We start from the raw sequence: 24,493 nt of genomic DNA on the forward strand, positions 1-24,493 counted from the left end.
TTTTTACTTGGATACGCTTAGGGATTCCATAGTGGCCTTTATGGCATCTACCTTATCCAGCCGTTCCCATGGCAGATCCAGTTCCGGGCGTCCCAGATGGCCATAGGCGGCAGTCTGGCGGTAGATAGGGCGGCGAAGTCCCAGATTACGGATAATAGCTTCCGGCCGCAAATCAAAGTGCTTCTGGATAATAGACAAGATATCTTCATGGCTCATGCGGGCGGTGTTGAAGGTTTCAATGGAGACTGACAACGGGTGGGCAACACCGATAACATAAGCTACCTGAATTTCCAGTCTGTCTGCCAGTCCGGCCGCTACCAGATTTTTGGCAATATATCTGGCCATGTAGCAGGCGGAACGGTCTACCTTGGTGGGGTCTTTACCGGAAAAAGCACCGCCACCGTGACGGGCAAAGCCGCCGTAAGTGTCCACCAGAATTTTGCGCCCGGTAAAGCCGGTATCTGAAACCGGACCACCCACCACAAAGCGGCCGGTTGCGTTTACATAATACTCGGTATTTATGTCCAGCAGGTCGGCGGGGATGATAGGTTTGATAACCTCCCTGATAATATCAGATTGAATTTTTTCGGTAGTTATGTCCGGGTCATGCTGAGCACCGATAACCACGCTGCTTATCCTTTTGGCCTCTCCGTTGTGGTATTCCACTGTTACCTGGCTTTTGCCGTCAGGACGCAGGTAGGCCAGCGTGCCGTTTTTGCGTACTTCAGACAAACGCTTGCTCAGGCGGTGGGCTAAAGAAATGGGTAGGGGCATATATTCAGGGGTTTCGGTGCAGGCATAACCAAACATCATGCCCTGGTCACCTGCGCCGGTCAAATCCAACTCATCTACTTTCCCGCTCTTGGCTTCCTGAGATTTATTAACTCCCAGAGCTATGTCAGGAGACTGGCGGTTTATAGAGGTAAGTACGCCGCAGGTACGGTCATCAAAACCATATTCGGGTTTGGTGTAGCCTATATCTTTTATGACTCCCCTGACCAGTTCGGGTATTTCCACGTAGCAACTGGTGGTGATTTCACCCATTACTACTACCAAACCGTTGGTTACGGCGGTTTCACAGGCAACATGAGCAGTGGGGTCTTTGGCTATGATAGCGTCCAGAACTGCGTCAGAAATCTGGTCGCAAATCTTGTCCGGGTGGCCTTCGGTAACTGATTCCGAGGTAAAAAGATATTTTGAAGAATTCCCAAAAGTCTGAGACATCGTTTCTCCTTAAGTTCCTTCCTGCCAGCTGGACAGGTATTTTATTTGCTCTTCGGTAAGGGTATCTATACTTACGTTCAAAGAGGAAAGCTTGGTTGCCGCTACTGCCCGGTCAATTTCTTCGGGTACGGCATAGACCTTCTTTTCCAGCCTGGTGTGGTTTTTTACCAGGTATTCCAGTGAAAGAGCCTGATTGGCAAAGCTCATATCCATTACGGCGGCAGGGTGGCCTTCGGCAGCCGCCAGATTTATCAGGCGTCCTTCACCCAGCAGATAAATCCGCCGTCCGTCCTTCATTTTGTATTCCTCAACGGAGGGGCGGATAGTTTCTTTGCCGCAGGCAAGGGATTCCAAAGCAGGGATATTTATTTCGCTGTTGAAGTGGCCGCTGTTGGCCAGGGTTGCGCCGTCTTTCATAACCTTGAAATGGTCTTTGTCTATAACGTGCTTGTCTCCGGTAACGGTTATAAAAATATCACCCAGTTTGGCAGCTTCTGCCATAGGCATTACACTGAAGCCGTCCATCACAGCTTCCAGAGCTTTCACCGGGTCAACTTCGGTAACTATTATATGCGCGCCCAAGCCTTTGGCACGCATGGCAACTCCATGCCCGCACCAGCCATAACCCACCACTACCACAGTCTTGGATGCCCAGAGGAAGTTAGTAGCCCGGGTAATACCGTCCAGTGTGCTCTGGCCAGTGCCGTAGCGGTTGTCAAACATGTATTTAGTCTTGGCGTCATTTACCGCAATGATGGGGTAGCAGAGCTTGCCGCTTTCAGCCAAAGCCCGCAGGCGGATAACACCGGTGGTGGTTTCCTCCGTACCGCCAAGTATGCCGGACAAAAGTTCGGTTCTCTGGCTGTGCAGGGTAGCCACCAAATCAGCCCCGTCATCTACGGTCAGCTGGGGTTTGGCATCTAGAGCGGCGGCTATATGGCGGTAGTAACTTTCGTTGTCTTCACCGTGTATGGCAAAGGTATTTATACCGTGTTCTACCAGAGCGGCGGCAGTTTCGTCCTGGGTGGAAAGGGGGTTGGAGGCACACAGGGTCAGGTCAGCACCGCCTGCCTTTAGCACCAGCCCCAGGTTAGCGGTTTCGGTAGTAATATGCAAACAGGCCGCTATGCGTATGCCCTTAAAGGGTTTTTCTTGCTCAAAACGTTCTTTGATAAGGGACAGGGTCTTCATCTCACGGCCAGCCCAGTCTATGCGTTTTTTGCCCAGCGCGGCCAGAGACATATCCTTGACATCAAAATTTGGCATTACGAACTTATTCTCCTTGATTGGATTTAAAAAATTCCAGTATGTCTGAAAGTTGTTTATCCGTTGGTTTGGAACTATCAATTATAACACGATTTGGTTGAACAGCCAGAGGCTCAAATGACTTAATTTGCTTCAAATACACTTCCCAGCGCCCGTCAGAGACGCTCTGTTTGTCCAGACGCTCCTCAAGCCTTTTTTTAGCCAACTCAGGTGAAAGTTTGACTTCCAGTACCACAAATTTGGCATTATTCTGGCTGGCGCACTCTTCAGCCTGCTTTCGCTGATCTTCTTTTAAGAAAGTGGCATCAAGTATAACTGAGTAGCCTTCCTTCAGGGCATCACCGGCCTGGTCAAACATGGCCTGATAGGTTTTCTTAGTCATCTCAGGCGAATATATGCCCTGGTCAGCGTCTTCAAAACAGTGCTGATGGCAATCTATATTTGATAGTCCCTTGCGGACAATATCCGAAGAAATAACTACCGAACCGGATACCTCAGCCAGACTTTGGGCAAGAGTACTCTTGCCGCAGCCACAAAACCCTGTTGTTATAAAGAGGGTGGGATTGGGTTTAGCATAGAAATCTGCCAGCGTAAAATAATTTCTGGATTTTTGGACGTATTTGGCTTTTTCAGCCTCGGAGATATACGGGTCATCCAGCTTAAAGCCTTCCACTTTACCCCGGATATAAGCCCGGTAGCATTTGTAAAAGCGGAGCAGTTTATAAAGGTCGGTATCGTTGCTTTTTTGGATATAACTGTTTACAAAGAGGCGGGAAAGGTCAGCCCTGCCGTAATGGTCTAAATCCATAGCCAAAAAAGCCACTTCGGAAGCTACATCCCCGTATCTGAAGCGGTCATTGAACTCTATACAGTCATATATGCAGATATTGTCCATAAAGCAGATATGGGCGGCGTGCAAATCTCCGTGGCAGTCCCGTATTTTGCCCCCGTTTACCCGTGCGTTAAAAAGGGCTTGGTTATCAGAGATAAAACTGCGGGTAAAAGAACTGATACGGGCGTATTCTCCGGGGCTTACGGTAAGGCCAACTTTACTGCCGGTCTGTTCAAAGTTTTCTTCGGTATTGTATTTAATAGCCTCAAGGTTGCCGTATTTCTGGACTTCGGCATTGGTTCTGGCGGTTTGATGGAAAACGGCCAGTTTTTCAGCCAGTTTTTCCAGCATTCCGCTGCTGACACCGCCGGTTGACAGCAGATTTATCAACATGCGGTCTTCGGGTAATCTTCGCATTTTCAGGGTATATTCCACCACCTCCCCACATCCACCCAGCGAATAACCCACCTCATTTTTAGTAACAGGCAAAACCTCAAGGTAGGCATAGTCACACAAACGGCGGTTTAGGACCAGCTCTTTTTCTGACAGAGCTTTGCGTTCTGAAAGTTCAGAGTAGTCCAGATATCCCAGATTAACCGCTTTTTTGGTTTTATATGCAAAATGGTCAGTCAGGAAAACAAAAGACATCTGGGTTTGCACCAGCTCCACTTTGCTGGTAGGCTCAGGGTAAAAGTCAGGCCTCAGCATAGCCTGGGCATACAAGGGCAAATCAGACATCAGCTTTCCTTGCTGACCATTCGGGCAAAGCATTTGAATGAACGGTCATGTGTTTTTTCAATATTATCCGGAAAAGCGCAGGCGGGCAGTTCATCCATGGCCAGATGGTACGAGATACAGCGGCAGCACTTGCCTTTCCTTTCACAGGGTTCATATGTACAGTTGCAGTTTACTTTATTAAGTTCAGTTGCGCAGTTCATACTGTTCCGTGTTTCCTTCTAAGCAGGGCGGAAAGTTCAGCCAGCAGTAGGGGAGCCCGTTCTGCCGCTTCGGGGCTTTTTAAGCCCAGACCGCAGGCAGGGGTGATAAGTGAGTGGCGGGCAAGCTCGGCAAAGGGCAGACCGCGGCTGTCAAAGTGGGACATGGCCGCTTCCAAACGGTCTTTCAAACTAGCAGCAGTTTCTTCTTTTAATGCTTTTTCGTCTGTGGGTACAATCCCCCAGGCAACCGCTCCGCCCCTTTTTATGAAGGCTTTGAGTTCATCAGTATATATAGACAGCGAATCTGCATAGGCATAAGTGTCAAAATTTATAATATCCACGCTGGTATCCATCAGGATAGACCAGTCTGTATTGCCGCAGCAGTGCACTCCTTTCAGGCCGGATATGCCTGAAAAAACCTCGTCAAACATGGCTGTAACCTGCTCACGGGAGAGAGGCAGATAGGCTGACCCGTAGGCGCTCATGGCTGGTTCGTCCACAAAGATAATGGTATTCCGGCAGATATTGCTCAGGAAATGTTCCTGCCAGGATGCCTTCAGCTTAAGGAGTTTGGTAGCCGCATCTGAAAGGACTTCATCATACAGGATATCTTTTCCTGAAGGGTCTTTGATAGACATGCAGTAGGTCAGCGGGCCGGTGATATGCCCTTTTACCAGCAAGGGGGAAAGATTGCGGGAAGCAAGCTCATAAAGCCCGGCGGCGTACTCCGCCCCTATGGGAAACTTGTTAAAATCATTATCCAGATAGGCTTGGTAAAGGCTTTCCAGTTCGTTCTCAAAACTGGGGTTTGGTTCAATCCACACCTTGTCCTGGTTGATTTTTACCCCAGGCAGCCCCTGGCTGAACTGGGCGGACATACCTTCAAGGCAGCTTCTGCGGGGCAGCTGCGGCCAAACGGGTATATCCTGAAGGTAATGGGTAATAATGTCCACCGCCGCCTTCGGGTCTGTATGGGGCATACTGCCTATCATGGTAGGCAGAAAATGAAAATCAGTTTTAGTCATTTTCACTCGCTGCGGGCATGTATTTATCAATTATCAAAGCTAACTCACGCTTACGGGTATTCGGCACTGCCTCAGGTGAAGTCATGATGGCGTTGGAGAGGGCGGTGCTGCATTCGCAGTTCCGGGCTTCTCCAATGCGCCCCACGGCCAGTTTTATTATATTTTTTGAAAGATTTATATTGCCGCGCAGGGTGGCAATCACTTTGTCTACCGTTACGGCTTCTTCTTCCTCATGCCAGGCATCGTAGTCGGTGGCACAGGCGATAATAGCGTAACAGATTTCAGCTTCTCTTGCCAGTTTTGCTTCGGGCAGGGCGGTCATGCCGATAACATCTGCCCCCCAGCTTTTGTGAAGGCGGCTCTCGGCCTGGGTGGAAAAGGCAGGCCCTTCCATAACTACATAAGTGCCGCCGTTATGCACATCGGCACCCGCCTCTTTGGCGCATTCATACAGGAGTTTGCGTAAATCCGGGCAGAAGGGCTGGGAGAATGCTATATGGGCTACAATTCCTTTGCCGAAAAATGTATTGGTGCGCTGGCTGGTGCGGTCTATCAGCTGGTCAGGTATTAAAAGATGCCCCGGTTTGACCTCTTTTTTAAAACTGCCTACTGAATTTATGGCGATAATGTGCTCCACTCCCAAACTTTTCAGGGCATATATATTGGCGCGGGATGGGATTTCCGAAGGGAGTATGCGGTGACCCCGCCCGTGTCTGGGCAGAAAAGCCACTCCCACTCCGTCCAAATTGCCGGTAACTATGGTATCTGAAGGCTTGCCGAATGGGGTATCAAGGGCGTGTTCGCGGATATCGGTCAGTCCCTCAATATCATACAGGCCTGTCCCCCCGATAACGCCTATTTTAGCGTAGTGTACCATCTTAAAGACCTCCTCAGGTTTTATGTGTCTTTGGGCAGTTAGTGCCTAGGGTAGTATGGCAGATGCGACTAATTTTTAACCGCCCCGTCGTATTATCCCGTTTTCAGTTATAAAAGCGGTTATGAGGTTAGCTGGAGTTACGTCAAAAGCGGGGTTGGCTACCGCTATGTTTTCAGGGGCTATGCGTTGCCCCCTTATTTGGGTTATTTCCTCAGGTTTGCGCTCTTCTATAACTATATCCCGGCCTGATTCAATGGATTTATCAAAGGTGGAGCTGGGTGCGGCTACGTAAAAGGGTATGCCGTGAGCCAGCGCCAGCACTGCCAGAGAGTAAGTGCCTATCTTGTTGGCGGTGTCTCCGTTTTTGGCAATACGGTCTGCCCCCACTACCACCGCGTTGATTACCCCTTTTTGCATAAAGTGTCCGGCCATACTGTCGGTAATCAGTTTAAATGGTACACCGGCTTCTTTCAATTCCAGTGCGGTTAGGCGTGATCCTTGAAGAAGGGGGCGGGTTTCGGTGGCAAAGGAGGAAATATTTTTGCCCTGCTGATGGGCGGCTAGAATCACCCCCAGAGCCGTGCCGTAACCGGCCGTTGCCAGAGGGCCTGCGTTGCAGTGGGTGAGCACTGTCCAACCGGGTTGTATCAGCTCCGCCCCGAAGGCGGATATTTTGCGGCTGGCCTCTTCTTCTTCATGATGGATTTTTACCGCTTCTTCTACCAGAGATATTTTTACCTGTGAAACATCTGTCCCCGAAGCTACCACATGGTCCATGCGTTCTGCCGCCATAAACAGGTTTTTAGCGGTAGGGCGGGTGGAGGCAATCTCTGCTGATACCTGCTGGTAAAGGGGCAGAAACTCACTGCAGTATTGGGTTTCTATGCCCAGTGCCCCCAGAGCTATGCCGTAAGCGGCGGCTACGCCTATAGAGGGTGCGCCTCTTACCCTAAGGGTCTTGATGGCCTCGGCGACGGCATGGTAGTCATTTAGTTCAAGGTATTTTTCTTCCAAGGGCAATAGGGTTTGGTCAAGTATTATCAGGCGGTTATCCCGCCACTCAATTGCTTTCATATCAGCTGCGCATAGTCCTTCCGAATATTATTGTTCCCAGGGCGAAGATAGCTACTGTCCAGATGGCCAGTATGCCTACTTCACCGCTTACGGCCGAAAAATCTGCCCCCCGTAATATTACCAGACGTGATGCCTCAATGGCATGGGAGTAGGGGAATGCATAGCCCAACCATTTGAGTACGTCCGGCATAAACTGAATAGAAAACCAGGTGCCGGATATTATGGCCAGCGGCATGGAGAAAAACCAGCTGATAGATTCTGACTGGTTTTCGCTCTTGGAAAAACCGGCAATCACCATGCCTACGCCTATACTGGATAGCCCGGTGAGGAAGAATATCAGGAAAGCCAAAGCTATATTCCCCGTTATATCCATACCGAACAGATAGCCCAGCAGCATAAAAAATATTATCTGGATTATACAGATAAGGGTCATGCTAAGCGAATACCCCAGTATAAAGTCCACGGAACGGCTGGGTGTGGTCAGCATTCTTGACATAAAGCCTTTTTCTTTATCCCGTACTATTATTCTGGCTGAGGTGGGTATAAGTATGAGCAGCCCGAATACAATAATGCCGGGAGAGATAAAATCTATGTTGGTTATCTTGTTTTCAATATTTACCGGCTGGGCATTTATGCTCAGGGGTATTTCTATTTTGGCAAAGGCGCGGCAAACTGCATTCAGTTGTGAAAGGATTTCACCGGCGGCCTGTATATCACTTTCATCATAGGTCACGTCCAGATATATATTGCCATTTTCACCCGCCCAGAGTTTGCTTATTTCCTCTCCGAAGCCCTCCGGGATTATTACATATGCCCGTATGTCAGAATGTTTCAGCTTGGTCAGGGCTTCGTCAGGGGTGGTTATATAAATAATTTCATAGCTAGGTACTTCTGACAGGGCTTCATCTGCAAATGCAATTGAAACGGGTGTTTGGTCTTTATCCACTAATCCAATCTGGTAGCTGGCACTGCCTTCGCCGGAGAAAGCAAAACCGAAAAGAAGCATGAACATAAGGGGAAAACCCAGCAGGAAACCAAGAGCCATGGGGTCACGGTAGGTTTCCTTGAGGGCGCGGATACCCAGTTCCCAAAATCTCATTGCCGCAGCTCCTTTCCGGTTAGTTTCAGGTAGACATCTTCTAGGCTGGGGTCTTTTATCTGGGCAGAGCGGATAACTGCCCCTGCATTTTGCAGCCGGTTTACAATCTCGTTAAACTCCAGGTGTTCTGCCGAAACTGAAAGTGTTCCGCCTGAGAACTCCACTTTAGGGTAGAACGTTTTTAAATCGGCTACTATTTTCTGGGAAATATTAAAGGCCTGTATCTTCATGGTGGGCTCTTTTATGAGGCTCTGTTTCAGCTCAACCGGTGTCCCCAGTGCTACTATCTTGCCCTGATCCATAATGCCTATGCGGTCTGCCAAATGGTCTGCTTCCTCCATGTAGTGGGTGGTAAGGAGTATAGTTTTCTGCCCCTTCATAGATTTTATATATTCCCACATGGCGTGGCGTACCTGGGGGTCTAAGCCCAGGGTGGGTTCATCTAAAAAGACTACATCCGGGTTGTGGATAAGTGCCATCATTATGCTCAGACGGCGTTTCATGCCGCCGGAAAAAGTATGCACCTGGCTTTTTGCCCGGTCTTCCAACCCCATTATCTCCAGAAAACGGGGTATCCATTCCTTTAGTTTTACAGGGTCTACCCGGTTCAGCCTTCCGAATAGTTCCAGATTTTCCACCGGGGTAAGGTGGTCCGAAATGGCGGTTTCCTGAGGCGAACTGCCGATAGTAGATTTAACCTGGTAGCTTTGGGTATTTATATCAAAGCCCATTATCCGGGCTGTGCCGGAGGTGGGTTTCAGCAGGCAACAGAGCATATTTATGGTGGTGCTTTTGCCTGCCCCATTGGGGCCCAGCAGGGCAAACAGTTCACCCTTGCGGATATTCAGGTTTAGCTTGTCCACTGCCAGAAGTTGCCCGTATGAGCGGCTTAAATCCAGGGTTTCAATAGCCGGTATTTCCGGCGGTGCTTTTGAAGTGGCAGCCATTTATATGCCTCCCATCTCAAATAATGGCCTATTATAACATAAGGCGGGCATTATTTTGACAAAATGCAGGGTTGTATTATAAGCTTGGCCAAATGCTGAATACCAAATACACTTTGGAAGACTTACGAGCGAATCCCGGTTTAAAACTACTGCCTCTTAGGCTGGTCATTGAGCGGGGTATGGTTGAGCGTTTTTGCAGAGCTACCGGTGATGATGTGGAGAACTGGCAGGCCGAAGCACCACCTTCATTGGCACTCACTTTGGGTTTTGGGCAGATGCTGGAAGCTATCTCGGCGGATAATATTACTGTCCTTCATGGCTCAAGTGAGCTGGAAAGCTTAAAACCCCTTGAAATAGGGCAGGAAGTGGTGGTGGAGACCAGTTTGCTAAGTTTACGGGAACGTCCGGGCAAAATGGGGCTTTCGTCATTCCTTAATTTTGAAATGCAGGTATCAAATAACAAAGGGGAGCTGCTAGCCAGGGTTTGCCAGCTGGCTATAGTGTATTCGGCATGACCAGTGTTTTTGAAAATATAACCGAAGGGCAGGAAATAACCTGCCAGATGCTTGCCCTTAGCAGCTGTGACCTGGTTATCTGGGCGGGAGCTTCGGGGGACTATAATCCCATTCATTATGATAAAGACATAGCTTTGAAAAGGGGTTTGAACGGAGTGGTAGTGCCGGGGCAATTGGTGGGGGCTATGCTGGGTAAGCTGGCATCCCGCTTTGCCTGCCCCTCTGGCAGGCTTGCAAAACTATCAGTCAGCTATAAAAAGATGATGCCTTTGGGGGAAACCCTTTTTCTGAAAGGTGTGGTATCCTCAAAGGCAGATACTTCGGAAAGCAAAACCTTGAGCCTGAAACTCTGGGCGGAAGATACTGCCGGGGATAAAACCGTTACCGCGGCGGCTGTTATACTTTATTAGACTGATGTTCTTCAGCCAGCAGGTCTTTGTTTTTCAACCAGTTTGCTTTTAAAAGTTCCATCATTATAAACCGGTGCTGGCCTGATTCTCTTTCCCCGAAAGGTTTAAAGCCGCATTTTTTAAAGGCACACTGGGCACGGGTATTATCAGATAGGGTTTTCAGGTAAAGTCTTTTTAGGCTGGTGTTTTCAAACACATATCCAACCATCAGCCCCAGAGCGTCACTGCCGTAACCTTTGCCCCAGTATTCTTTTTGACCTATCATTATGCCTGCTTCCGCTTCTCCGGCGGCTCTGTCCCAGTTGTAACAGGCGCAGTAGCCAATATATTCCCCCCGGAGGGTTTCAATGCCGAATTGCACCCGCAGGGATAAAGAATTTTCCAGTACGAATATATATTCACCCAGGAAGGTTCTGAAGGGGATAGTCAGAGGCTCTGCCGCATCCAGGCGGCTAAGCTCCGGGTCAGTCTGCCAGATATAATCTAGCGAGGCATCTTCCAGACGTTTGTCTCTCAGCCGGGTCAGCTTTCCCTGAGCGTGTATCACAGATTACTCCTCTGGTGAAATGGCTGGCATACCGGCAGCAGATTCATCTGCCTCTATATCTGCCAGTGCGGTGGTTATCATATCGCGGACAGCCTGACTGGAGGTACTCTCCAGATTTTCAGTCAGACCTTTTTTAGCGTCCTTGCCGCCTATTTTAGCCAGCGCCTGTATTGATGCCAACTGGACTTCTATATCGGGGTCTTCAATCAAAGAAACCAATTTAGGGATGAAACTCTCCAGTCCAAGTTCTCCGGCGGCAACTGCCGCTTCATAACGAAGGTCGTTATTATCATTATTCAGTTCAGATGTTATTACAGACTCCCACTGGTCACTGGCATTTTGTCCCATGGCATAGACCGCACCTATTTTGAGCAGGTGTTCAGGGTTGTTATAGGCTTGGGAAATTGCCATAATTACTTGCGGTTGTCCGAAAGGGGATACTGATTCCAGTGCCCTGCGTCTTAGTTCCACCGGCAGTTCGGTATCTCTGAAAATAGTTAGCAAACTGGTTTGCAGTGTTTGACTGGTTTTTTCTGGCAGCTGGCCGAATTCACCCATAAGGCTGTAGCGCCCCAGAGAGGCTGTTGCGGCTATGCGGACTTCCATAGACGGGTCTTCGTTTGATAAAGACAGCAAATGGTCAATCAGTGAAGGGCGGTTGCATTCCCAAAGGCCGTCGATTGATTTTGCACGCACTTCTGCATTCGGGTCATGCATAGTTCGGATAAAGATGCTTTCAAAATCCAGAGAAACATCATCTTCGGCCAGTTCACCCAAACGGCTGACTATATCAAGCCGTCTTTCAGGGCTCATGCGAATCCAGAAATCTTTGAAGGCGGCTACCTCCTGATTGTTAAGGTCGGACAACAGGGCCAGGTCTGTATGTTTCAGGCTGGTGTTTTCATCTGTCAGCCTTTCAAAAAGTTCAGTAATTTCCGTGTTATTCTGGCTCATCAGTTGTTACTCGCTTCCTCATTGTCATCACCTTCGTCATTATCAAGGTCATCGTCGTCTTCACCGCTTTCCCAAATAGGTTCGGTAAAGTAGTCTATATAATCCTCCATAGCCTCAGCTGCAATCTGTGATACATGCTGCTTGGCGTCAGATGCAATCTGTTCCAGTTCAGTGATATCAACTTCCAGATGGAGCAGTTTGGACAAAATCTGGACAATCACCAAAGCTGCCATGGGGTTTTGCAGGCGGGAAGCATAGCTGGGGACTTCGCCCAGCAGGCATACCCCATCCATATTCCGTTCTTTTGCCACACCCAGCAGCAGACCATTCAGACCGGAAATCTGGAGGTTGCCGCTGCCGCTAAGCCCCCGCTCCACCAGTTCATTGGCTACTTGGGTGTTAGTACCCACTGCCCATGCCCGCGGTTGTTCGCTGTGGTGGATGCGGGTCAGGGCGGCGGCGAAAGTATAAATTCTTTTAACGCCGAAACGCTGACCTACGTCCAGAATCAAATTAGCCAGTTCGTAACTCTTAGTAGAAGGCTGGTCTTCACCTATAAACAGGATAATATCGTTATCCTGTTTATTTTTCAGGTAGTAAAAGCGGTTTTGGGGGAATTGGGGTTCTTCAACTACACCGTCTTTTACCAGTACGCCTATAGGGTCAAAGAAACTGGGGGAATCTATCTCGGCCAGTTCCTTAAACTCCAGTTTGCGTGCCAGATAGGTAGCTACAATAAGGGCGACATTGCTTATGCCCGGCCAGGCCGCCAGCAGGCAGGGTGATTTGAGCTTGGGTCTGGAATTCAGCTTGTATTTTTTGTCCATATATCTGTCTCTCTTATTTGGTAGCTACAGACAGCTTCGGGAAATACATGGATGGGGTGAAAAGCTCACCGTCCAGCCAGCGTCCGTCACTGCCGATGGCGTTTATAGTTTTAAGGGCATTATAAATATTGCCGGAGAGCATAGTGTCTTTTACCCGCCCGGTAATCTGTCCGTTTTCTATTTTATAACCCAGCAGTACATTTCCTGAGAAATCACCGCCCAATACATTGCCCTGTTCGGCACCCATCATAAATTCCACTATCAGGCCTTCTTTTATACCTGAAACCATTTCTTCAAATGAAACTGTGCCGGGTTTTATCATCAGGGCGCTGAAACCGGGCGCAGGCTGTCCGCCATGCCTTTCGGCGTTTCCGGTGCTTTTGGCTTTGGCCAAAGCGGCGGTGCGTAGGTCATAAATGAAGTTTTTAATAATCCCGTTTTCCACCATGGGTGTTATCTGGCTGGCGGTGCCTTCATCATCAAAGGGGCGTGAATTCGGGCTGAAACTCTGGGTAGGGTCATCAACCAGATTAAGGGCAGGGTCAAACATTTGCTCACCCAGTTTGCCGGCCAGGGGAGATGCCTTTTCCTGTACCAGTTTGCCGTTGAGTGCGGCAGACAAGGCTGGGATAATGGTGCTACCTACCCCGTGGGGGGTAAAAATAACAGGCATTTCCCTGCTTTGTAAAGTTACATTCTGGCGGGCGCGTTCAAGCTGCTTGCCAACCAGATTTACTACTTCGCTGCCGGAGCGGATAGGACGGCAGGAGCTAAGCCCGTCACCCACAAAAAGCATATCTGTGCCACGTACCAGAGTGCCTTCCAGCCCCATGGAGAAATTGCTTTTTTTATAGCTGATATCTGCTCCGCTGGTATTCAAGAGGCGTATATTCAGGGTGCTTTTGGAAAGGCTGGCACTGCAGACCAAGTCAGGGTTTATTTCAAGCAGCCCGGTTATCATATCTTTGCCCAGCTTTACCATTTCCTCCAAACTTACCGCCTCTGTCTCAGGGTCAAATATTTTAATCTCAGGGCAGATTTGGGCGGCAGGGAACTGGAAATGGGCTGTTTGGCCGTATGCGGCTGTTTCTACTGCCATATCCGCCAGTTTCAGCCAGTTAGCCGGGTTGGAGCTGGCGGCATAACCGATTTTACCGTCCTTGATAATCCGCAAAGCCAGGCTAAGGCTTTGTTTGGACTCAATATTTTTCAGCTGATTAGCTTCAAAATGAATTGGGGCAGATTCGGATTCCACCATAAAACATTCGGCCTGTTCAGCCACTTTTTTAGCTTGCTCAAGTATTTTTTCAAGCATATCAGGCACCACCTACCAGACATTTCTGAATACGGATATGGGGTGAACCGTTTGAAACCGGCAGAGGAGACTGGCCGCTCTTGCCGCAGCCGCCGCCCTGATTCATATCCAGATCGTTGCCTATCATATCTATATTGTGCAGGGTATCAAATACATTTCCTGACAAAACCACCGGCCGCAGAGCTTCGGCTATCTTGCCGTCCCTTATCATATAAGCTTCTCCGGAGGAGAAGGTAAACATTTCCATACTGGTAGTTCCGCCGTACCAGTTCTTTACATAAATACCTTCTTTTACCCCGTCCAGCATTCCTTCCAGAGTAGATGTGCCGGGTTCTATATAGGTATTACTCATACGTACAATAGGGGCATAGCGGTAAGATATGGCTCTGGCATTACCGGAAAGGGGTTCATTTAACTTGGCGGCAGTCTCCCGTGAATGGAGGCGGCCGCTAAGTTTGCCCTCACGGATAAGGTAATTTTTAGTAGCGGCTACACCTTCGTCGTCGTATTTATAGCTGCCCCGAAGGTCAGGCATGGTGGGGTTGTCTACTATATTTAGTATTTTCGGGCCGAATTTTTTACCCAGCACCATTATTTCGCGCATCTGGGGGTTTTCATATATGTGGTCAGCTTCGGAGAGGTGTCCGAAAGCCTCGTGGACAAATACCCCCGCCAGTATGGGGTCAAGTATTACGGTGTATTCGCCGCCTTTTACCTTCTGGGCGGAGAGCAGTTTTACTGCATGTTCGGTCATGTCTTTTATCTGGGAGTGAAGCCCGGTTATGGCGCTGTAATTGCCTCGGCTGCCTACGGAGATATTTGACTGTTGGAGTTCGCCGTCTGCCGAAGCAATGGCAGTGGCGTTGAAATTTATATCCGCGCGTGACTGCTCTATGACACTCCCGCGGGAGTTTACATAAAAGCGGCGGCGGTAGCCGTCTGAAAAGCGGATAAATGATGTTTTTATGCCTTTGGTCTGCCAGATAAGGTCTTTATATTCGTCCAGCACCCGTTTTTTATCTTCAAGCGGGCGTTCCACCGAACTTTGAGACAGCTCGTCCGGCTGGGCATAGGTAACCGAAGGGGCAGATGCAAACTGGCTCTGGGCAGAACCGGCCAATGCAGCCTGGTGGATTGCCTGGTCTATCCGTTTACGGATATCATCCAGACTGTTAAAACTTACAAAACCCCAGCCGCCGTTTACCAGCGCCCGAACGTTGCCGCCCAGGTCACTGCCGCGCCCGGCAGTATCCAGATTTTGTCCCCTGTAAGAGATATAGCTGCTTGTGCTTTCTTCCAGGTGGATTTCCAGATAGTCTGCCCGGTAGTGATAAAGCTGTTGGGAAAGCTCGTGGGCAATATTTCTGAGTTCAGTCAAGGTGGTCACCTTTAGAGAGAGTATTCTAATCTAAGTTTAAACTGGGGCAGTTGGCTTGTCAATTTATTGTTCAGTTTTCAGCCTTGATAGCTGGATGGGCATTGACTAATGATGGGTAAAAGGGCTAGGATTTAGCCGTATGGGATTATTCGGAACTTCCGGTATCCGCCGTTTGGTAGATGACCGTTTGATGGAAACAGCTCTTAAAGTGGGGTTTTCTGTAGGAAAACGCTACCGCAGGGTGGTGTTGGCCGGTGACAGCCGCACTTCCACGCCAGCTATCAAGCGCATACTTAGCGGGGCTTTGATTTCCGCCGGGGCAGATGTGCTTGATGTAGGGCTGGTGCCGACACCTACTCTGGCCTTTATGGCCAGAGACTTTGATGCCGGGTTGATGGTGACTGCTTCACATAATACAGCTGAATACAATGGCATCAAGTTTCTGAATCCTGACGGCTCGGCTTTCAGTTATCTGCAGCAGCAGGAAATAACCAAAGACGTTGAATCAAGCCGTTCCCCTTCAATAAAGTGGGATAATTTCGGCCAGATAAATGCTTTCCCTTGTACAGTTGAAAAACACATGGAACATATCCTCGGTTACCTGCCGGACAAATGCCGCCTTAAGGTAGTGGTGGATTGCGGCGGCGGGGCGGCATCCGTTATAACCCCTTGGTTGCTTCAGCGTATGGGCAGCAGGGTGATTTCCCTGAATGATACTACCCACGGTTTTTTCCCTCACCCGCCTGAACCTCTGGCTGAAAATCTTACAGGACTAATTCAGACTGTCAAAGAAAGCGATGCTGATTTGGGCATTGCCCATGACGGTGATGCCGACCGGATGGTGGCGGTAGATAAACACGGCAACTTTATTTCCGGTGATAAAATGCTGGTACTTTTTGCCAGAGCTGCCAGGGCAGACAAGGTGGTTACCACTCTGGATGCTTCTATGGTAGTAGACGAGATGGGATTTAAGGTTATCCGTACAGCTGTAGGTGATAACTATGTTTCCGAGGAACTTAAACGGCAGGGTAACTTCGGGGGTGAGCCCTGCGGTGCCTGGGTTTTCCCTGAGAGTTCTCTTTGCCCTGACGGTATTTATGCCGCTGCCAGATTGTTAAATCTGGTTGCCCGCCAGCCTCTTGCGGAGCTTACTTCGGATATCCCGGAATATTCCATGAAACGGGGGAGTGTGGCTGGCAGTGGTTTGAATCTGGCCTTGGTTGAGGAATCACTCCAGTGCCTGAATCCTCTTTCCTCCAGCCTGCTGGACGGGATTAAGCTTAATCTGAAAGATGGCTGGTTGCTTATCCGCCCTTCGGGTACAGAGCCTAAAATCCGTTTGACGGCTGAAGCCAAAACCCCTGAACAATGTGAAACCATTTACCAAACAGGCCTTAAGTGCTTAAAGAGCTGTCTTTCCCGGGAGAAATAAAATGAAGGCAGTCATATTGGCGGCAGGCGAAGGCAGCCGCATGCGCCCGCTGACATTTACCCGTCCCAAAGTTATGCTGCCCATTGCGGGCAAGCCTATTTTGGAGCACCTATTACTGGAGGTCAGCGCTGCCGGTATCACGGAGTTTATACTGGTGGTGGGTTACCGTGATGAGCAGGTGCGTTTGTATTTTGCAGACGGTGCCAAATGGGGGCTGAAAATCAGCTATTGCCAGCAGAACCGCCAGCTGGGTACCGCCCATGCCTTAAAGCAGCTTGAAGACCAGCTTCAGGCTGAATTTCTGGTTATGAACGGAGATATATTGGCAAAATCAGCAGATATCGCCGCTCTGGCGGCATCTGCCAAAACTACGCTGGGTGTTTTTGAAGCATCAGACCCCAGCCGCCTTGGTGTGCTTGAAACAGACGGCAGACGTGTAAAACGTATCCATGAAAAGTCCGCAAATCCGCCTACCAATCTGGCAAATGCCGGTTTGTACCTGTTTACCCCGCCGATATTTAAAGCCATAGACGATACTCCGCTGTCACCGCGGGGCGAATATGAAATAACCTCATCTATCCAGCTGCTTATTGACAGAGGCCTGGCGGTGGGTTACCGCCCGCTTACTTACTGGCAGGACGTCAGCTACCCGTGGGATTTGCTTGACCTGAATGCTTCCATGCTTAAAAGCCTTAGCCAACGTATTTGCGGCAAGGTAGAGGAAAATGCGGTTATCAAGGGGGCGGTGGAAATAGGCGAAGGTAGCCTTATCCGTTCGGGTGCGTATATAGAAGGGCCGGTGATAATAGGTAAAAACTGTGATATAGGTCCGAATTGTTATATCCGCCCGTCTACTTCCATAGGGGATAATTGCCGGGTTGGTGCTTCGGTTGAGATAAAAAACTCTATTATTATGGATAATACCAAAATACCCCACCTTAATTATGTGGGGGATAGTGTAATCGGACAAAACTGTAATCTGGGTGCCGGAACCAAGCTGGCTAATCTGCGTTTTGATGGTGCGGATATTTCAGCTGGGGGTGTCAATACCCGCCGTCGCAAGCTGGGTGCGGTTTTGGGAGATGGGGTTGAGACCGGTATTAATGTAAGTCTTAATCCGGGCGTTCTTGTAGGCTCAGGCAGCCGCATAGGGCCCGGTGCGGTTGTGAGCGGGCTTATTGAGCCAAACTCATATATCGGCTAAGGCAGGGAGTGAAATATGAAACAAGCAGTTATACTGGCAGCCGGTGAGGGACAACGCCTGCGGCCTTTTACCGCAAGTAAGTCAAAAGTGATGCTGTCTATTGCGGGCAAACCCCTGCTTGAGTATGTTATTGAATCCCTCGCCCGAAATGGTATCCGGGATATTATTTTGGTAGTAGGTTACCAGCGTGAGCGTATATTTGATTATTTTGGTCAGGGCGGGCATCTGGGGGTGCAGATAACCTATGTTCACCAACCAAATCAGTTGGGCACAGCCCATGCTCTTAAACAGGCAAATGATAAAATCAAAGGGGATTTTCTGGTTCTGAACGGAGACCAGCTTATCAAGCCTTCTACCATAAGTGAGTTTGCAAAACAACCGCCGCAGGCGGTTATGGTAAAAGCCGTAAACGGCGAAGACCCCAGACGATACGGGGTGATAACTTCTTCGGGTGGCTTGTTAACTTCCATAGAGGAAAAACCCAGTATAGCCAAAAGCAGTTTTATAAATACCGGCATTTACTCTTTCTCAATGAAAGTTTTTGATTATATCGGCGAGCATCTGGATATTCCGGTGGTTTTGCAGTCCATGATAAAAGACAAGTTGGATATACAGGTAGCAGAAAGCCATGGACTTTGGCTGGATATAGTCTACCCGTGGGATATGCTTTCACTTAATGCGGCAGTATCGGCCGAGCTTAAGCCGGGGGTAGCCGGCACTATTGAAAGCGGTGTGGTAATAAAAGGGCCGGTACTGATTGGCAAAAATACGGTTATCCGTTCAAATTCATATATTACCGGTCCGGTTATAATAGGTGAGGGGTGTGATATTGGCCCGAGTGTTTGTATTTACCCTTCCTCCAGCATTGCAGATAATGTAACGGTAGCCCCTTTCTGCCAGATAAAAAACAGCCTTATTTACAGCGGCAATAGTATCGGGGTAGCTTCGGTTATTGAAGATTCGGTGATAGACCGCGGCTGCGTGCTTCGCGGCCAGTTCAATGCCACTTCCTCCGAGGTAGAGACCCGCATAAATGATGAATTGCATAAAATAAAAGTCGGCACCATGATGGGTGAAGGCTGTATCGTGGGTAACTCTGTCGTGTCGCAAAGCGGTACGGTGGTGGGCAATTCCAGCCGCATAGCCCCTTTAAAAACGCTTTCGGGCAGTATACCTGACGGCAGTTTGGTGGTATAGATGTGCGGTATAGTGGGCTACACCGGTAAACGCCAGGCGCAGGCTGTTTTATATGATTGTTTGTGCCGTTTGGAATACCGGGGGTATGATTCCTGCGGTATAGCCGTAAACTCGCCTGAGATAAGGCTTTTTAAAGATGCAGGCAAAGTCCATAACATACTTCAAAATGCCCCCCGGTTTGAGGGTACAGCCGGTCTGGGGCATACCCGCTGGGCCACCTGCGGTGAGCCAACCCAAATAAATGCCCATCCACATACAGACTGCACCGGCAAAATTTGTTTGGTGCACAACGGGGTTATAAACAACTATTCACAACTCTTAAAACGGCTTGAGGCTAATGGCCATAAGATAGTTTCGGATACTGATACCGAGCTTATTGCTCATTTGATAGAGGAGTACGACAAAGGAAACTTGGAAGAAGCCGTCCGTCAGGCAGTGAAGGAAATAGAGGGTTCATATGCTCTGGTGGTTATGCGTTCAGGGGAAAATACCTTGGTGGCGGTGCGGCAGGATAGTCCTTTGGTTATAGGGGTAGGTGACGGAGAATATCTGGTTGCTTCAGATGTACCTGCCATTTTGGGGTATACCAACAGGGTTATATATCTGGATGAGGGTGATATCGGCATTATAAACCCTGATAATCTCAAAATACGCCGGAATGGTGAGTACATTGTGCCTCCGGTGGAAAAAATAAACTGGACTCAGGATGAATCACAGAAGGGTGGCTACAGCCACTATATGCTAAAGGAAATACACGAACAACCGCGGGTTATTCAAAATACTCTGATAAATATGCCCTTACCGGAATCTTTTAATAAGTCTCCATTACTGGAGCAGAGCCGCAAAACAGGTATCCTTTTTTTAGCCTGCGGCAGTTCCTATCATGCAGCACTGACTGTCCGTTATCTGGTGGAAGAGCATCTGAACATACCAGTCCGGCTGGAGGTGGCTTCAGAGTTCAACTATATGCATCGTTTACCTCCCTGCAAACTGGCCGTGGTGCTCAGCCAGTCAGGTGAAACAGCAGATGTTTTACGGGCGATGCGCCGCTTAAAGCAAGCCGGCTGTATGGTGGTAGCCATAACAAATGTAGCCGGCAGTACGGCTGCCCGTTTGGCAGATCATACTATATATACTCAGGCAGGGCCGGAGATAGGGGTGGCGGCTACTAAGAGCTTTGTTGCCCAGCTGACAGTTCTGTATTTTTTGTGTTTTGCCTGTGCCTCTGCTGCAAACCCGCGTTATCAGGATTATCTAAGCACTATGCGTCTTTTGCCCAGTGTTGTTCAAAGAGTATTTGGTAGCCAGCAAAACATTAAAGAGGCTGCTTTAGAAATAGCCAAAGCTAATAGCGTCTTTTTTATAGGGCGGGGGATTAACTATCCCATAGCCCTTGAGGGTGCTTTGAAACTCAAGGAGATTTCGTATATTCATGCGGAGGGTTATGCGGCAGGGGAACTTAAACACGGACCGTTTGCATTGCTTTCTCCGGAAACACCTGTGCTGGCATTGGTAAGCCGTGACCAAACCTACGAAGCTATGCTGACCGGGCTGAGGGAAATAAAAGTGCGCCGTGCCCCCCTGATTGTTATCGGTGAAGCTGGAGACGAACAGCTTGGCCAGTTAGCAGATAGGGTAATAAGCCTGCCGTCTTTCAGCCGTCTGTTTAGTCCCATACTTTTTACTGTAGTACTGCAGCTACTGGCATATTACGTAGCCTGTGAGTTGGGCTGTTCCATTGATACTCCCCGGAATCTGGCTAAGAGTGTCACTGTCGAATAGTCTTATTCAGATTACAAACAGCCCGGTAAGGTCTGTCTGGTCAATGATATGCCCTTCCATAGCTCTTAAGAGGTCTGTTTGGTGACAGCCGGCTTTCAGTTTAAGTGCGGTATCCAGTGCAAACAGGCGGAAATGATAGTGGTGCACCCGGTTGGGTGGGGGATAAGGACCTGTATAACCTATTTCGCCGGCACTGTTTAATCCCTGACGGATACCATCCGGCAGGTTGGGTTCAGTGGGAACAGCTTCGGGCAGGCTGTTACGATTGGAAGGGATATTGTAGATAAGCCAGTGGGTAAAGGCTTTGGAAGCGTCCGGGTCTTCCAGTATTAGGGCCAGGCTGTTGGTGCCCTGCGGTAGTTTCATCCAGTGGAGGGGTGGTGAAATATTGCCGCCCAAACCGGAAAAACGGCGGGGAATATACTCTCCGCAGGCAAAAGCGCTACTACCCAGAAGCATATCCGCCTCCTTTACGTATTGTCTATGCAATACTCCAGTTCATCCAGGCCGGTTATCCTGCGGCAATCACTTAAATCAATATAGCAGTTACGCCGGTCAAGCAGAATGGGATTCAGCCCGACATTCATCGCTCCTATATAATCTACCTGATACTGGTCACCTATGTATAGTACCTCTTTGGCGGCAAGGCCGCTTTTTTCCAAAGCCGCCTGAAAAATAATGGGATTGGGTTTGGTTACACCTACATCCTGAGATATTACTACTGTTTCCAGATAGGCATCCAGTCCGGTCTTATTGAAGAGTTCGGACATATCTTTATCTGCGTTTGAAATCAGCCCTATTTTCAGGTTTCGGTTTTTCAGGTTCTTCAGGCAGGGTATTACATCCTGGTAGAGAGTCATTTCCCATTTCAGATTTTTCCAGCGGCCAATCAGGTTGGTTATCAGCTCGGGTGACGCCTCAATGTCTATTGCCTCAAGAATAATCCGGTAATAGTGGCTCCAAACTGCCATCTGTTCTGCTTTTTCCCGCAGGCTTATAGGGCTTTGGGCATTTTGCTGGTAAAAATATTCGTCCGCTTTGTTCATAGGCAGGTAGAGGTCATCTTCTATTATCGTGTAGCCCATCTCCGAAAGCAGCTTTTGAGTCATCTCTTCACGGCTGGGCTGGTAGCCTATCAGGGTATTATACAGGTCAAAGAAAACACCTTTTATCATTTGGTACTCCAGGGTAGTATTTCGCATTCCATTCTAGACCAATAAAATAAGTTAAAGCAAATTCAGCCAATCTTTAGCATATTTTCATGGCAATATTCATTGACGCAGTTGTGTAACCACTGGTATGATAAGCAATTATGGAACCAAGAATACAATTATTCCCCAAAAACACTGAAGTAAAAAATAATCATCTGGTTATTGGCGGAGCGGATGTTACCGGGCTTTGTGCCAAGCATGGCACGCCGCTTTATATCTTTGACGAGTCTACCATCCGCCAGAATTGCCGAGATTTCAAGCGGGAATTTTCACGCCGCTATGCTGACAGTTCTGTCAGTTACGCTTCGAAAGCCTTTTTACATCCGGCTTTATTGAAAATATTGGCCGAAGAAGGTATGAGTCTGGATGTGGTTTCAGGCGGAGAGCTTTCCATAGCCAATAATGCCGGTTTTCCTATGGATATGGTTTATTTCCACGGAAATAACAAATCTGCCGAGGAACTTCGGCTGGCACTCCGGCTGCATGTAGGGCGGATTGTAGTAGATAGTTTTGATGAAATCAAATTGCTTTCAAAATTGGCGGATGAAAGCGGGCACATACCGGATATACTCCTCAGGCTTACCCCCGGAGTTGATGCCCACACTCACCACCATATTACTACCGGCAAGCTGGATTCGAAGTTTGGTTTTCCTCTGTTCCAGGCAGCTGAAGCGGTAGGTCTGGCTATGGCTCAGGCCAGCTTAAATCTGGTAGGGTTTCATTTCCATATCGGTTCCCAGATATTTGAAACTCAGCCCTTCCTTGATGCCATAGATTTGGTATTGGATTTTGCCGCTCAGGTTCAGGAACGTTATGGCTTTGACATAGAAGAACTGGATATCGGCGGCGGCTATGGTGTTCAGTACGAAGTAGACAAGCCTGCACCTGCGGTATCGGTTTATGCAGAGGCTATCGGTGCTAAGATTGTAGCTAAATGTCATAGTTTGAAACTGGCCCCTCCAAGCCTGAATATTGAACCGGGACGGGCTATCATCGCTCAGGCAGGGGTTGCATTGTATACGGTAGGGGTTATCAAAGATATCCCCGGCATTCGTCTGTATGCCTCGGTGGACGGGGGCATGGGGGATAATATCCGCCCGGCTTTGTATGAGGCAAAGTACGAAGCTGTGGTGGCAAACAATGTACAATCTGCTGAAAAGCAAAAGGTAACTATAGCCGGCAAGTTTTGCGAATCCGGTGATATACTTATAACCGATATTGAGCTGCCTGTCCTCAAGACAGGTGATATACTGGCAGTGCCCTGCTGCGGGGCTTACTGTTTGCCTATGTCCAGCAATTACAACGGCTATCAGCGCCCGGCGGTAGTAATGCTGAAAAATGGTGAAGACCGCCTGATACGGCGGCGTGAAACTGTGGAAGACCTTAGCCATCTGGATTCGGTCTAAGCCGGGTTTTCATATGTGGCGGATAATAGGTCAGGACAAGGTCGTCTCCTTTCTGGGTAACAGCCTCGGTCAGGATAAACTGTGCCATGCTTACGTATTTTACGGCCCGTCAGGGGTAGGTAAACAGCGGATGGCTCTAACTTTTGCTCAGGCACTTAATTGTCAGGCATCACAGCCCCCGTGTCAGGAATGTTTGGTTTGCGAGCGTATTTTATCTGGCAATCACCCTGATATTATCCATCTGGAGTTGCTTTCGGCCGAAGATGCCTCTGACGGCAAGGCCAAAGCTGAAATAGGTGTTAAACAGGTAGAGGATATCCAGCGTGCCGCCAGTTTGCCTCCGTTTGAGGGAAAGTACAAGGTTTTTATTATTCACCATGCAGAAAAACTTTCACAGGAATCTTCAAATCGCCTTCTAAAGACACTGGAAGAGCCCGGTTCCCTGAATATATTTATTTTGCTGACCGCTGATAAATCACTTTTGCTGCCCACTGTGATTTCGCGTTGCCAGATTCTGGAGTTAAGATACGTTGAGATAAACCTTATCCGGGATGCTTTGCTTGAACAGGGTTTGGCTGAAGAAAAAGCCGAGCTTCTGTCTCACCTGAGCCACGGCAGAATAGGCTGGGCGATGGAAGCAGCGTCAAACCCTGAAATTTTGGAAGAACGTAAAGCTAATTTAGAAAAGATTATATTGGTACTGGGGCAGGACGAAGAAGAACGTTTTGATTATGCTTCTGATATCTCAAATCTGTTTGCTCAAAACCATATGGCGGCTGAAGCTGTACTGGATATGTGGCTAGCCGTATTTAGGGATATGCTTCTGCTGAAGGCTGATGCCAGCCAAAACATGACTAATATTGATTATAAAGATATACTATACATGGCCTCTGATAAACTTGGGCTTGCAGATATACGCATTGCTATAGATAATATACTTAAAGCCCGAAGCCAGCTGCGGGCGAATGCCAATCCCAGACTGTGTCTGGAGGTGCTTATGCTTAGTTTACCCTTGGTAAAGGAAGGACTATAA

General features: G+C 48.7%; 24 protein-coding genes. 8 read left to right on the forward strand and 16 right to left on the reverse strand.

Going from position 1 to position 24,493, the window contains the following annotated elements:
* Positions 1 to 3: 3 nt before the first annotated feature.
* From metK to ASJ33_RS02780, 9 genes are all read right to left on the reverse strand, one after another.
* On the reverse strand, positions 4 to 1,224 hold the full coding sequence (gene metK / locus ASJ33_RS02740; protein ID WP_041330696.1) for a methionine adenosyltransferase: 1,221 nt from the start codon (positions 1,222 to 1,224) through the stop codon (positions 4 to 6).
* A gap of 9 nt (positions 1,225 to 1,233) precedes the next feature.
* Positions 1,234 to 2,490 (reverse strand): adenosylhomocysteinase, encoded by a 1,257-nt coding sequence (locus tag ASJ33_RS02745; RefSeq protein WP_023652033.1) that lies wholly within the window; start codon positions 2,488 to 2,490, stop codon positions 1,234 to 1,236.
* Between the two features lie 7 nt (positions 2,491 to 2,497).
* A complete protein-coding gene (locus ASJ33_RS02750) occupies positions 2,498 to 4,060 on the reverse strand; it encodes an AAA family ATPase (RefSeq protein ID WP_023652034.1) in 1,563 nt (520 codons plus the stop codon).
* A complete protein-coding gene (locus tag ASJ33_RS02755; protein ID WP_012881776.1) occupies positions 4,060 to 4,260 on the reverse strand; it encodes a DUF6485 family protein in 201 nt (66 codons plus the stop codon). Before ASJ33_RS02755 ends, ASJ33_RS02750 begins: the two co-directional genes overlap by 1 nt.
* Positions 4,257 to 5,285 (reverse strand): methionine synthase, encoded by a 1,029-nt coding sequence (locus ASJ33_RS02760; RefSeq protein WP_023652035.1) that lies wholly within the window; start codon positions 5,283 to 5,285, stop codon positions 4,257 to 4,259. Before ASJ33_RS02760 ends, ASJ33_RS02755 begins: the two co-directional genes overlap by 4 nt.
* Positions 5,278 to 6,162 carry an S-methyl-5'-thioadenosine phosphorylase gene (gene mtnP, locus ASJ33_RS02765; RefSeq protein WP_023652036.1) on the reverse strand — a complete coding sequence of 295 codons (885 nt, stop codon included), beginning with the start codon at positions 6,160 to 6,162 and terminating at the stop codon, positions 5,278 to 5,280. The genes ASJ33_RS02760 and mtnP overlap by 8 nt, the downstream gene beginning before the upstream one ends.
* A 75-nt stretch (positions 6,163 to 6,237) precedes the next feature.
* The gene (gene mtnA, locus ASJ33_RS02770) at positions 6,238 to 7,236 is read right to left on the reverse strand and encodes an S-methyl-5-thioribose-1-phosphate isomerase (protein WP_041330698.1); all 999 of its coding nucleotides are present in this window, start codon (positions 7,234 to 7,236) and stop codon (positions 6,238 to 6,240) included.
* Between the two features lies 1 nt (position 7,237).
* Complete coding sequence (locus ASJ33_RS02775; protein WP_041330699.1) at positions 7,238 to 8,335, reverse strand: ABC transporter permease; 1,098 nt, start codon at positions 8,333 to 8,335, stop codon at positions 7,238 to 7,240.
* Positions 8,332 to 9,282, reverse strand: a complete 951-nt coding sequence (locus ASJ33_RS02780) for a daunorubicin resistance protein DrrA family ABC transporter ATP-binding protein (protein WP_041330701.1) — start codon at positions 9,280 to 9,282, stop codon at positions 8,332 to 8,334. Before ASJ33_RS02780 ends, ASJ33_RS02775 begins: the two co-directional genes overlap by 4 nt.
* A 92-nt stretch (positions 9,283 to 9,374) precedes the next feature.
* Here ASJ33_RS02780 and ASJ33_RS02785 point away from each other — a divergent pair, with 92 nt between their 5' ends.
* Positions 9,375 to 9,797 carry an FAS1-like dehydratase domain-containing protein gene (locus tag ASJ33_RS02785; RefSeq protein WP_023652039.1) on the forward strand — a complete coding sequence of 141 codons (423 nt, stop codon included), beginning with the start codon at positions 9,375 to 9,377 and terminating at the stop codon, positions 9,795 to 9,797.
* A complete protein-coding gene (locus ASJ33_RS02790) occupies positions 9,767 to 10,207 on the forward strand; it encodes a MaoC/PaaZ C-terminal domain-containing protein (protein WP_236886627.1) in 441 nt (146 codons plus the stop codon). Before ASJ33_RS02785 ends, ASJ33_RS02790 begins: the two co-directional genes overlap by 31 nt.
* Here the strand turns inward: ASJ33_RS02790 and ASJ33_RS02795 are convergent.
* From ASJ33_RS02795 to ASJ33_RS02815, 5 genes are read right to left on the reverse strand one after another with little or no spacing between them, the layout of a single operon-like run.
* On the reverse strand, positions 10,194 to 10,754 hold the full coding sequence (locus tag ASJ33_RS02795) for a GNAT family N-acetyltransferase (RefSeq protein WP_023652041.1): 561 nt from the start codon (positions 10,752 to 10,754) through the stop codon (positions 10,194 to 10,196). The genes ASJ33_RS02790 and ASJ33_RS02795 overlap by 14 nt on opposite strands.
* A gap of 3 nt (positions 10,755 to 10,757) precedes the next feature.
* Positions 10,758 to 11,708 carry a HEAT repeat domain-containing protein gene (locus tag ASJ33_RS02800; protein ID WP_041330703.1) on the reverse strand — a complete coding sequence of 317 codons (951 nt, stop codon included), beginning with the start codon at positions 11,706 to 11,708 and terminating at the stop codon, positions 10,758 to 10,760.
* On the reverse strand, positions 11,708 to 12,535 hold the full coding sequence (locus ASJ33_RS02805; protein WP_041330704.1) for a PAC2 family protein: 828 nt from the start codon (positions 12,533 to 12,535) through the stop codon (positions 11,708 to 11,710). The genes ASJ33_RS02800 and ASJ33_RS02805 overlap by 1 nt, the downstream gene beginning before the upstream one ends.
* Positions 12,536 to 12,548: 13 nt before the next feature.
* The gene (locus tag ASJ33_RS02810; RefSeq protein WP_023652044.1) at positions 12,549 to 13,850 is read right to left on the reverse strand and encodes a TldD/PmbA family protein; all 1,302 of its coding nucleotides are present in this window, start codon (positions 13,848 to 13,850) and stop codon (positions 12,549 to 12,551) included.
* A 1-nt stretch (position 13,851) separates the two neighbouring features.
* Positions 13,852 to 15,228, reverse strand: coding sequence for a TldD/PmbA family protein (locus tag ASJ33_RS02815; protein ID WP_041330706.1), 1,377 nt, complete (start codon positions 15,226 to 15,228; stop codon positions 13,852 to 13,854).
* A 139-nt stretch (positions 15,229 to 15,367) separates the two neighbouring features.
* Here ASJ33_RS02815 and glmM point away from each other — a divergent pair, with 139 nt between their 5' ends.
* The 4 genes from glmM to glmS are packed head-to-tail and all read left to right on the forward strand — an operon-like array spanning position 15,368 to position 20,843.
* Positions 15,368 to 16,660 carry a phosphoglucosamine mutase gene (glmM, locus tag ASJ33_RS02820; protein WP_041330708.1) on the forward strand — a complete coding sequence of 431 codons (1,293 nt, stop codon included), beginning with the start codon at positions 15,368 to 15,370 and terminating at the stop codon, positions 16,658 to 16,660.
* Position 16,661: 1 nt separating this feature from the next.
* Positions 16,662 to 17,864 (forward strand): bifunctional sugar-1-phosphate nucleotidylyltransferase/acetyltransferase, encoded by a 1,203-nt coding sequence (gene glmU, locus ASJ33_RS02825; protein WP_023652047.1) that lies wholly within the window; start codon positions 16,662 to 16,664, stop codon positions 17,862 to 17,864.
* A 15-nt stretch (positions 17,865 to 17,879) separates the two neighbouring features.
* Positions 17,880 to 19,061 carry a bifunctional sugar-1-phosphate nucleotidylyltransferase/acetyltransferase gene (glmU, locus tag ASJ33_RS02830; protein ID WP_041330710.1) on the forward strand — a complete coding sequence of 394 codons (1,182 nt, stop codon included), beginning with the start codon at positions 17,880 to 17,882 and terminating at the stop codon, positions 19,059 to 19,061.
* Positions 19,062 to 20,843 (forward strand): glutamine--fructose-6-phosphate transaminase (isomerizing), encoded by a 1,782-nt coding sequence (glmS, locus tag ASJ33_RS02835; protein WP_041330712.1) that lies wholly within the window; start codon positions 19,062 to 19,064, stop codon positions 20,841 to 20,843. It begins immediately after the preceding gene.
* Between the two features lie 6 nt (positions 20,844 to 20,849).
* Here the strand turns inward: glmS and ASJ33_RS02840 are convergent, their stop codons facing one another.
* Together ASJ33_RS02840 and ASJ33_RS02845 are read right to left on the reverse strand one after the other, a co-directional pair.
* Complete coding sequence (locus ASJ33_RS02840; protein WP_023652050.1) at positions 20,850 to 21,302, reverse strand: YbhB/YbcL family Raf kinase inhibitor-like protein; 453 nt, start codon at positions 21,300 to 21,302, stop codon at positions 20,850 to 20,852.
* A gap of 11 nt (positions 21,303 to 21,313) precedes the next feature.
* On the reverse strand, positions 21,314 to 22,018 hold the full coding sequence (locus ASJ33_RS02845; RefSeq protein WP_041330713.1) for an HAD family hydrolase: 705 nt from the start codon (positions 22,016 to 22,018) through the stop codon (positions 21,314 to 21,316).
* A 137-nt stretch (positions 22,019 to 22,155) separates the two neighbouring features.
* On the opposite strand from ASJ33_RS02845, the gene lysA reads away from it, so the two are divergent.
* Complete coding sequence (gene lysA, locus ASJ33_RS02850) at positions 22,156 to 23,460, forward strand: diaminopimelate decarboxylase (protein ID WP_041330715.1); 1,305 nt, start codon at positions 22,156 to 22,158, stop codon at positions 23,458 to 23,460.
* Positions 23,461 to 23,473: 13 nt separating this feature from the next.
* Positions 23,474 to 24,493, forward strand: a complete 1,020-nt coding sequence (locus tag ASJ33_RS02855) for an ATP-binding protein (RefSeq protein WP_023652053.1) — start codon at positions 23,474 to 23,476, stop codon at positions 24,491 to 24,493.

The organism is Dehalococcoides mccartyi (assembly GCF_001889305.1).
Classification (GTDB): domain Bacteria; phylum Chloroflexota; class Dehalococcoidia; order Dehalococcoidales; family Dehalococcoidaceae; genus Dehalococcoides; species Dehalococcoides mccartyi_A.